Raw genomic sequence first — 7,590 nt, forward strand, 5'->3', positions numbered from 1 at the left:
TGTAGGCCCGCTCCAAGTCCTTGAGCGTCTGTTGCAGCGGGTGCGCCGGCGCATCAGAGAGCCACGTCGTATCCGCACCGTTACGCCATTCGGTGAGCAGCTTGCACAGCCCGGCGTAGCCGAGCTTCTTTTCGCCTTGCTCGTAGCGCTCCTTCTGCAACGCCAGAGCCTTGTTGAACACGAACCGGCACGAGCCAGCGAAGCGGCGCATTTGCCGCTCTTGCTGCCCGTCTGGCATCAGTTCGTACTTGTAGGCTTGAAGTCGTTGCATGGCTCAATCATACTTTTGGTCTATGAGCGATGACAATGATATTCGACGCGGACGGCATTGCGTTTTCAAGATGCATGCCCACTTGGTCTTTGTGGCGAAATATCGCCGCAGAGTGTTCGATGGCCCGGCCATTGATACCCTGCGCGGCATCTTCGCCAAGGTCTGCGCCGACTTCGAGGCTAGCCTGATCGAGATGGACGGCGAGGACGATCATGTTCATCTTCTGGTTGAGTATCCGCCGAAGGTGGCGGTGTCGAATCTGGTAAACAGCCTCAAGGGCGTATCCAGCCGCCTGCTGCGCAGGGAACGGCCCGACATCCAGAAGCACTACTGGAAGGGCGTGCTCTGGTCGCCGTCCTACTTCGCCTCTAGCTGCGGCGGTGCGCCGATTTCCATCGTGCGCCAGTACATCGAGCAGCAGCAGACACCGCACTGAGAGGCAAAGGCAAGGACGGCTACGCCGTCCGCGCTATCCTTCCCCGCCCTGAACGGCGGGGCCTGTCGCGCACCGGGTCAGCGCCGCATCGGGGAGCGGCATCTCGAAGAAGAAGCGGCGAGCCACCCGCATGTACTGGTAGGCGGCGCTTTGGTTGATGCGCAACTCCTCGAGGAAGCCCGTGAAGGACTCGGCGTGCCCTTCCCATCCTTTGGAGTTTCGGATGTGTTCGAGGAGCACGCCCATGTGCAGGCGGGCGAGTCCGTACTTCTGCCGCGCCGCGCGCAAGGCATGAACCGGATCGGAGGTGGCGGGATTGCTGGTCATGCAATGATCGTTACACGGATGGCCCGAACTTCAAGAGGCGTTGAGTGCCCGAACGAGCGGCAGGTTGAAGATCCGTGCCCAGGCGTTGATGTGCTCGTCCTGAATGGCTTGAGCCTTTCCTTCCCTGACCCACCAGCCGTTAGCCGCGGCGATGATCAGGTCGGGCCGCTCGTTGGTGAGGAACACGCCAAGATGTAGCCAGAGCATGTAGTCCTCGAAGCACAGGGACACATGGGCCGTGTTGCCGGCCACTTCGAAGAGGCGCAGATCGAGCGGGTTGATCACCGTCGAGTCGTCGGCCCACGGCTTCCACATGCTCACGGGCACGGCAAAACGTGCCTTGATCGGCGACCACTGATTCCCATCGAAGTGCATCAGCACGTTCGCTGTGCGTTTGCCCTCGCCAGTAGGGAGCGCTGCCCCGATGAGCGCATGGGCGGATCGTTCGATGAGCATGGGGCCAAGCAGATACTGAAGCGCCCGTTCCGTATCGAGATTGAATCGGCCAAGGAACTGCTCCGGCAGTACGACGACTTTGGTGCCTTCCTCTCGAACCGCGGCCCCAATCAGCTCCTGCGTTCGGCTGTACCGGATCATCCGGTCGTTCATCTCTTCGGGCGTCTTGCCCTCATGTGTCGTGAGTCCGACCCAACCTGGCATTGAGGCCGGACTGGGCTGGCCGGCGATACCAATCAGACTGATCAACGCGGCGATCAACCCTGACTTCCAGCTGGAGCAGTGGCGAGCTGGCAGCAGCGAGAGCCAGATGGCCAGAACTAGGCCTACGACCAGGGATACGAAACCCAGTCCGGGCAGGATCAGGGAGGTGCCCAGCAGGGGGTTGAGCCAACCGACAAAGCCGAGCGGCGGGACCGTTACCAGAAAGAGGGCAGCAAATGGGCGCCAGGCGTTGCGCAATCCGCCCTGCGCGCAATGGAGTAGTCCCCACGGAAGCGCAAGGAGGGCCGCAGCGACGAGCCACAAGCCAATGCCCAGGAGAAGGCTGGTGTCCTCTCTGAAGAACACAGCCGCAGCGCCGGGGATGACGCGCGACCCCGCGAGGTAGTAGGCCAGCGCCGTGAGGTACGCAACCTTTCTGTTGCGGGCGGTGCCCCAAAGCAGAAAGAAGAGGGCGGCAAGGGGGGTGAATCCATAGCCCCATGCCGCCCAACCAACCAGCGCGCCGGCCAGTGCCGGCCAGTATCGAAGCAGCTTAGCCATTGGCGACGCGCGGCTGCTGCTCGTTCAGGCCGCTCCGGTACATATCGCAGACCCGCTTGGCGATCTGAATGATTTGCGCGGTGGGCAGGCCCGGCGCGTTCTTCTGCATCTGCTCGAGGAGCATGGTCATGATCGGGTAGGCATCCTTGGCCGGCACGGGGACCGGATAAATGGTGCCGCCGCGAACGCGCATCGAGAAGAAGAACTTCCCGCCTTGCTCCTCGATGCTCATGCTCTTCTCGTTCTCGACGCCGTGACCGGTGAGCTCGACCTTCGGAATCAGACCGTAGAGCACCCCGAAGACGAGCGGCAATTCGCTCACCGTCATCTGGAAGCTCACTTTCGTGCCCCAGTCGTACTGCCGCGGACCCGATGCCTTCGCAGCTTCGACGCGCACGGTTGGGCTGGTGTCCTTGCGGGTCTCGTCTGGGCTGAAGCACAGCGCAGCCTTGCCGGCATACAGATGCACGGAGGTGAATTTGCGATCAGGGGCTTCGCCGCTTGCCTGGGAGGTCCGGCTAGTCGTGGGCTGTCCGCTGCTCGAGTTGCCGCGTTCGTGACGTTCTCGAGCCGGAAATGGCGTCACCGAGCCTTGCCCTTGAGCCTGTTGGCGGCTTTGCGGTTGCGACTGATGTGTGGGTGCCTCCGTGCGCGCTTGGGATTGCGGCGCGTTCGGATGAGGTGCGCGCTGCGACTGAGTCGCTGTGGTCGGGGCATGATCCTCGGGGGTCGCGGTGGCGTGGGGGCTCACCACTCGGGTCAGGTACTGCCTGACGTGTGCGTGCTCGGCCGACATCTCATTGCCGTTGATCGCCCGGATCGCCTGCACGAAGGTTCGGCCCTCGGCCTTGCTGATCTCAATGAGCGCGCTCAGGGCGACGCCGCACAAACCCAGCCGTTCGAGTACGGCGCGAGTGGCCGGCACGCAGGCGCCGATGATCTGCAGCAAATAGCGCAGGCTGGGATTCTCGCGGTCGACGTTGCCCTTAGCGACCGTGGCGAGAGCCTGCTTGAAGTCCTCGCCCTCTTTGCTGACGATCTCAGCGATCAAGGCCGGCGTCAGTTCCGGAAGACCTGCAGCGCGCAGCATTTCTTGCGCTTCTTTCGCAGTCTTGGGCAGCACGAGCGGGCTAGTCATCTTGAACTACTCCTGAACAGACAGTATGGCCTATGCACTAAACTCTAGCATTAGTAATCTATACTGTCTAGGCTAGATATAGCAGGCTAGGTAATGTTGGCCGGCAAATTGATGCTTGCTCGACTAGAATGCTGCACATCATCAGTTCTGCAAGGTCGAGCATGCGCTCACCACACTAGGAGGTATTCCCTGTGCCAATCATCGTTGTCGGCTCATCCAAGGGCGGGTGTGGGAAGAGCACCATCACGACGAACTTGATCACCATGCACCAGGCGAAGGGCCTGGGGTCGTTGCTGATCGACGCGGACTCACAGCGGTCATCGTCGAACTGGGTCGCGTTGCGAGCGTCGCGGGGTCTGACCCCCGAGGTCGTGGCAATCGAAAAGACGGGCGGCGATCTGAAGCGCTCGGCCGTCGAGATGGCAAAGCACTACGAGCACGTGTTCATCGACGCGCCAGGCCACAACTCGCCTGAGCTTCGTGCGTCGCTGGTGGTCGCCGACGTGCTGCTGTACCCGGTCAAGCCCAGCAACTTCGATGCGTGGGTGTTTCACCAGGACTTCGAGGATCTGATCTCGAACGTGCGCTCGATCAACGAGGGACTCAAGGTAATGGTGGTGATGAACGGCCTGAGCCCGTCGCCCGCCGCCCGTGGCCAGGAGGTGTTGGCGCTGCGTGAGTTCCTCTCCGCCTACTCGGGTCTCTATGTAAGCCCGCACTTCGTGTGCCAGCGCAGTTCTTTCATCGCCGCAGCGCGTGAGGGAAGGGCGGTGCATGAGCTGCCCGGCAAGGCGGATTCACTGGCACGCGCGCAGATGGAAATGGAATCCGTGCATACCGAGTTGATGAAGGTGCTCGCTGGCGAGCGGCCCGAGGCATCGAGCTTGATTGAAGGAGTGCAACCGTGAAACCGGACATGAAGCGTATCGTTCCGCCGCCCCTGAGTAAGCCAAAGGAAGCGCTGATCGAGTCGGCTGCAGCGCAGGCTTTCATCGAGCGAGGTGATGCCGCCGCCAAACCGAAAGCGCCAGTTGAGACGCCCGTGCCTGTTGTGCCTGCTTCCAGCGGGGCAGGGGAGGGGGCCGAGATGCCATGGATCAGCGGCGACCCGCGCTACAAGCAAACGGTCATGATCAAGATGCCTGAGCACGAGTACCTCATGCTCAAGTGGATGGCGCAGACGACCTACGGAGCGAGCCAGACCTCGATCGTGATGGAGGCGCTCAGGCTGCATCTGGACATGCTGTTCGCCAAGCGTGGCTTCCAGACGGGTCGGAACCCGGATGGCACGATGCGAGTGACCAAAGGGGATGCCCCATAAAACCCTTGGTTTTGGCTGTTTTGTGAAGGGATGCTGATTCTTTCGGCGACATACACTTCCTCGAGTTAGCAGCAGGCGCCATGCCCAGGCCTTGCAATCGAAATGACTCGTGAGAGGCTGGGTTGTGGTCCGCAACTGGTGCTGTGCACCCTGTGCCGCGGAGAACCTGGACTCGAAACCTAAGAGGAATGTATGTCGCGAGACAGCTTTAACGACTCCATCATCATGAACAACATGGGTGGAGGCAGCGCGCCCAATATCGAACTGGATCTGGAACCCCAGGACGTCATCGACACCGAGTTCGTCGAGCAGGTGCCCCCGAAGAAAAGCCGCAAGAAACTCATTCTCGCTTTGTCGATCGCAGGGGTGGTGATCGGCTGTGCTGCCGCGCTGCAGTTCCCGCAAGTCCATGCGCTTCTCGAAGGGAACAACCAGAAGCTGGATCTCGCAGCCCTCTCGGGTGTGGAAGCCGGCCCGACAACGGGGGGCAATCCCTTCGCCATGCCTGAAGCGGCGGCTCCGCAGCAAGCTGATGTGGCTGATCAGCTTCCGGTCGCCCCGGCGCCGGCGGCAGTCATGCCCGACTCGGCTCCGCAGCAAACAGCCGTTGCCGAAGCCGCGCCCGCAGCGCCCCAGCCCGCGCAAGTCATCGCTGAGACCGCCGCTGAAGCCGAACTTCTGGCCGCTGCAGCAGGAGGCGAGCCGGCCACAGCCGAGGCGATTGCAGCAGCGCCTGTTCAGCAGGTCCCACAGCCCCAGCCTGCACCTCAAGCCGTGACCGAGGCTCCGGTCGCCGCCCCGGTTCAAGCTGCAGTTCCCACGCCCGCCCCCGCACCTGCACCCGCTCCGGCACCGGTCGCTACGCCGGCGCCGGTCCGCGCCCAACCGGCGCCAGCAACTGTTGCGCCCGTTGCCAAGGTGGCGAAGCCGGCTGAGGCGGCAGCGGTCAAGCCTGCCATCGAAACCAAGAAGGCGCCGCCTGCTGAGCCGAAGAAGGCTGCGGCGCCGGCGCCCCGAAAGACCGAGACCGCTCAACGCACCAAGCCTGCAGAGCCGTCGAGCAAAGAGCCCGAGACGGTACGTGACGTGATGGTCGTGACCGCATCCCAGATCGGTTTGCGTGCATTCACTGACGGCCAACTGGTGGTGAGCACCGGTGGCCGGGGTGCCGCGTATCGCGTGCATGACCTTCTGCCCTCGGGTGAACGCATCGAGCGCATCGATCCGGTGGCGATGACAGTCATCACGGATCGCAGCGTCATCCGCGTGAAGCCCTGATTTGGAGAGACGAATGGAGTCGACCATGCAGCTTGCTCAACGCAACCAGCGCACCAACTTCTCGATGATCCGTCAGGACAATGCTCCCAAGCGGATCAGCATCAACCCCATCGACGAGAAGGTCAGCTCGGTGATTAGTGCGAACTCGAGACTCGAGGGGAATTTGTCCTTCGCGGACGGACTGAAGATCGACGGCGTGATTGCCGGCAACGTGACCTTCGGTACCGAGGACGGACTGTGCATCCTCTCGAAGGGGGCGCGCATCGAAGGTTCGCTCATCGGTCCTCGCGCCTTCATTCTTGGCGAGGTGGAGGGGGATATCGAAGTCCAGGGTACGCTTGTTCTTGCCCCTAGCGCCGTCGTCGTCGGCAAGATCCGTTGCGGCAAGTTCGTCGTCTATGACGGGGCCAGCATCTCGGGTTCGATAGAAACGATTCAGTCCCCGACGAAGCAGAAGCTTGAACAGGATGCTCACGAAGATGCCCGCGGCGTCATCAAGCTCAAGACCGGCACACGGTAAGATTGCAGTGTGACAATGAATGGGGGCACCGCGGTGCCCCCATTTTCTTGTGAAGCACGAGCAAAAGTCTCTCAGAGCCTGGCTATCGCCCCAAGGCAGGACAGGTAATGGCTGATGTGCTGATATCCTTAGAGCGGTATCCCCTTGCAGTTCTAGTTATGTCGTCGTCCACAGGACGGTATGCGATAAGTATTTCGCTACCAACATAAAGCTGAAAAAGAATGACAACCCTGAATGACATTCTCTCCGAGTTTCGGGAAGCGGCACGGTCCAACCGCGAGATGGGCGACAAGTTCGAGCGACTCATAGCCAATTATCTGCTGGCTGACCCGCAGTACGCTGACCGACTCGCCGAGGTCTGGCTGTGGTCGGAGTGGCCGGACCGTAGCGGCATGGATGTCGGGATCGACCTGGTCGCCCGTGAGCGAGGGACAGGCGATTACTGGGCGATCCAGTGCAAGTTCTACGATCCGGACTACGCCCTGCAGAAGGCAGACATCGACTCCTTCTTCACGGCCTCGGGGAAGCGCTTTGCGACCAGCCAGGGCGAGCGCTCTTTTGCACACCGGGTGATCGTCTCCACGACCGACAAGTGGAGCAGCAACGCCGAGAAAGCGCTCGAGAACCAGACCATTCCGGTCTCGCGCCTGTGGTTCAAGGATCTGGCCGAGAGCCCGATCGACTGGAGTCAGTTCAGCCTCGAGCGCATCCAGGACATTCGGCTGCGCGAGAAGAAGACGCTCATGCCCCACCAGGAAGAAGCGGTAGGCAACATCCTCGAGGGCTTCAAGGAAGTCGATCGCGGCAAGCTCATCATGGCCTGCGGTACCGGGAAAACCTTCGTAAGCGGTAACCGGGCGGCGTTCTTGACTACTTCGAGCGCGGGTGGAGAGCGGATCGAAGCGGATTGGCCGCGAAGTGTTGCTTCCACAGCCCTGGGGAGAGTTGTGCGACATCGGCGGCAGGGTGCTGGCCGACGCGTTGGAGCACATCGCTCAGATAGACATGGGGGTCGCTGTCATGCAGGCGACAGGTGGCGATCAGCCTCTGCGCGATTCCCACGTAGATCGCGCCGACC

General features: G+C 61.7%; 10 protein-coding genes and 1 pseudogene. 6 read left to right on the forward strand and 5 right to left on the reverse strand.

Annotated elements, in window-relative coordinates:
* The coding region (locus tag CGK74_RS18275; RefSeq protein ID WP_165770115.1) for a helix-turn-helix domain-containing protein at positions 1-271 on the reverse strand (271 nt) is incomplete at its 3' end.
* A 22-nt stretch (positions 272-293) separates the two neighbouring features.
* Between CGK74_RS18275 and tnpA the strand changes: the two genes are divergently transcribed.
* Entirely contained in the window at positions 294-707 is a 414-nt protein-coding gene (gene tnpA, locus CGK74_RS18280; RefSeq protein ID WP_094269795.1) for an IS200/IS605 family transposase, read from the forward strand.
* Positions 708-740: 33 nt separating this feature from the next.
* Here the strand turns inward: tnpA and CGK74_RS18285 are convergent, their stop codons facing one another.
* From CGK74_RS18285 to CGK74_RS18295, 3 genes are read right to left on the reverse strand one after another with little or no spacing between them, the layout of a single operon-like run.
* Complete coding sequence (locus tag CGK74_RS18285; RefSeq protein WP_240498785.1) at positions 741-1,034, reverse strand: hypothetical protein; 294 nt, start codon at positions 1,032-1,034, stop codon at positions 741-743.
* Positions 1,035-1,064: 30 nt separating this feature from the next.
* Positions 1,065-2,255 carry a carbon-nitrogen hydrolase family protein gene (locus CGK74_RS18290; RefSeq protein WP_094269796.1) on the reverse strand — a complete coding sequence of 397 codons (1,191 nt, stop codon included), beginning with the start codon at positions 2,253-2,255 and terminating at the stop codon, positions 1,065-1,067.
* Positions 2,248-3,393, reverse strand: a complete 1,146-nt coding sequence (locus tag CGK74_RS18295; RefSeq protein WP_094269797.1) for a hypothetical protein — start codon at positions 3,391-3,393, stop codon at positions 2,248-2,250. The genes CGK74_RS18290 and CGK74_RS18295 overlap by 8 nt, the downstream gene beginning before the upstream one ends.
* 191 nt (positions 3,394-3,584) lie before the next feature.
* On the opposite strand from CGK74_RS18295, the gene CGK74_RS18300 reads away from it, so the two are divergent.
* The 5 genes and pseudogenes from CGK74_RS18300 to CGK74_RS19350 all read left to right on the forward strand — a co-directional run.
* Complete coding sequence (locus CGK74_RS18300) at positions 3,585-4,301, forward strand: AAA family ATPase (protein ID WP_038011030.1); 717 nt, start codon at positions 3,585-3,587, stop codon at positions 4,299-4,301.
* 8 nt (positions 4,302-4,309) lie between these two features.
* Positions 4,310-4,714 carry a hypothetical protein gene (locus tag CGK74_RS18305; protein ID WP_094269800.1) on the forward strand — a complete coding sequence of 135 codons (405 nt, stop codon included), beginning with the start codon at positions 4,310-4,312 and terminating at the stop codon, positions 4,712-4,714.
* A 192-nt stretch (positions 4,715-4,906) separates the two neighbouring features.
* Positions 4,907-5,992 (forward strand): hypothetical protein, encoded by a 1,086-nt coding sequence (locus CGK74_RS18310; protein WP_094269798.1) that lies wholly within the window; start codon positions 4,907-4,909, stop codon positions 5,990-5,992.
* A 13-nt stretch (positions 5,993-6,005) separates the two neighbouring features.
* Entirely contained in the window at positions 6,006-6,512 is a 507-nt protein-coding gene (locus CGK74_RS18315) for a bactofilin family protein (protein WP_094269799.1), read from the forward strand.
* A 281-nt stretch (positions 6,513-6,793) separates the two neighbouring features.
* Positions 6,794-7,315: pseudogene (locus CGK74_RS19350) on the forward strand (restriction endonuclease); the annotation flags it as partial.
* Between the two features lie 67 nt (positions 7,316-7,382).
* Here the strand turns inward: CGK74_RS19350 and CGK74_RS19355 are convergent.
* The coding region (locus CGK74_RS19355; RefSeq protein ID WP_133091962.1) for a transposase domain-containing protein at positions 7,383-7,590 on the reverse strand (208 nt) is incomplete at its 5' end.

This window comes from Thauera propionica (assembly GCF_002245655.1).
GTDB lineage: Bacteria > Pseudomonadota > Gammaproteobacteria > Burkholderiales > Rhodocyclaceae > Thauera > Thauera propionica.

Coding starts and splice junctions, on each gene's coding strand:
- tnpA (WP_094269795.1), top strand. CDS start 294: ATGAGCGATGACAATGATATTCGACGCGGACGGCATTGCGTTTTCAAG.
- CGK74_RS18305 (WP_094269800.1), top strand. CDS start 4,310: ATGAAGCGTATCGTTCCGCCGCCCCTGAGTAAGCCAAAGGAAGCGCTG.
- CGK74_RS18315 (WP_094269799.1), top strand. CDS start 6,006: ATGGAGTCGACCATGCAGCTTGCTCAACGCAACCAGCGCACCAACTTC.
- CGK74_RS18310 (WP_094269798.1), top strand. CDS start 4,907: ATGTCGCGAGACAGCTTTAACGACTCCATCATCATGAACAACATGGGT.
- CGK74_RS18290 (WP_094269796.1), bottom strand. CDS start 2,255: ATGGCTAAGCTGCTTCGATACTGGCCGGCACTGGCCGGCGCGCTGGTT.
- CGK74_RS18285 (WP_240498785.1), bottom strand. CDS start 1,034: ATGACCAGCAATCCCGCCACCTCCGATCCGGTTCATGCCTTGCGCGCG.
- CGK74_RS18295 (WP_094269797.1), bottom strand. CDS start 3,393: ATGACTAGCCCGCTCGTGCTGCCCAAGACTGCGAAAGAAGCGCAAGAA.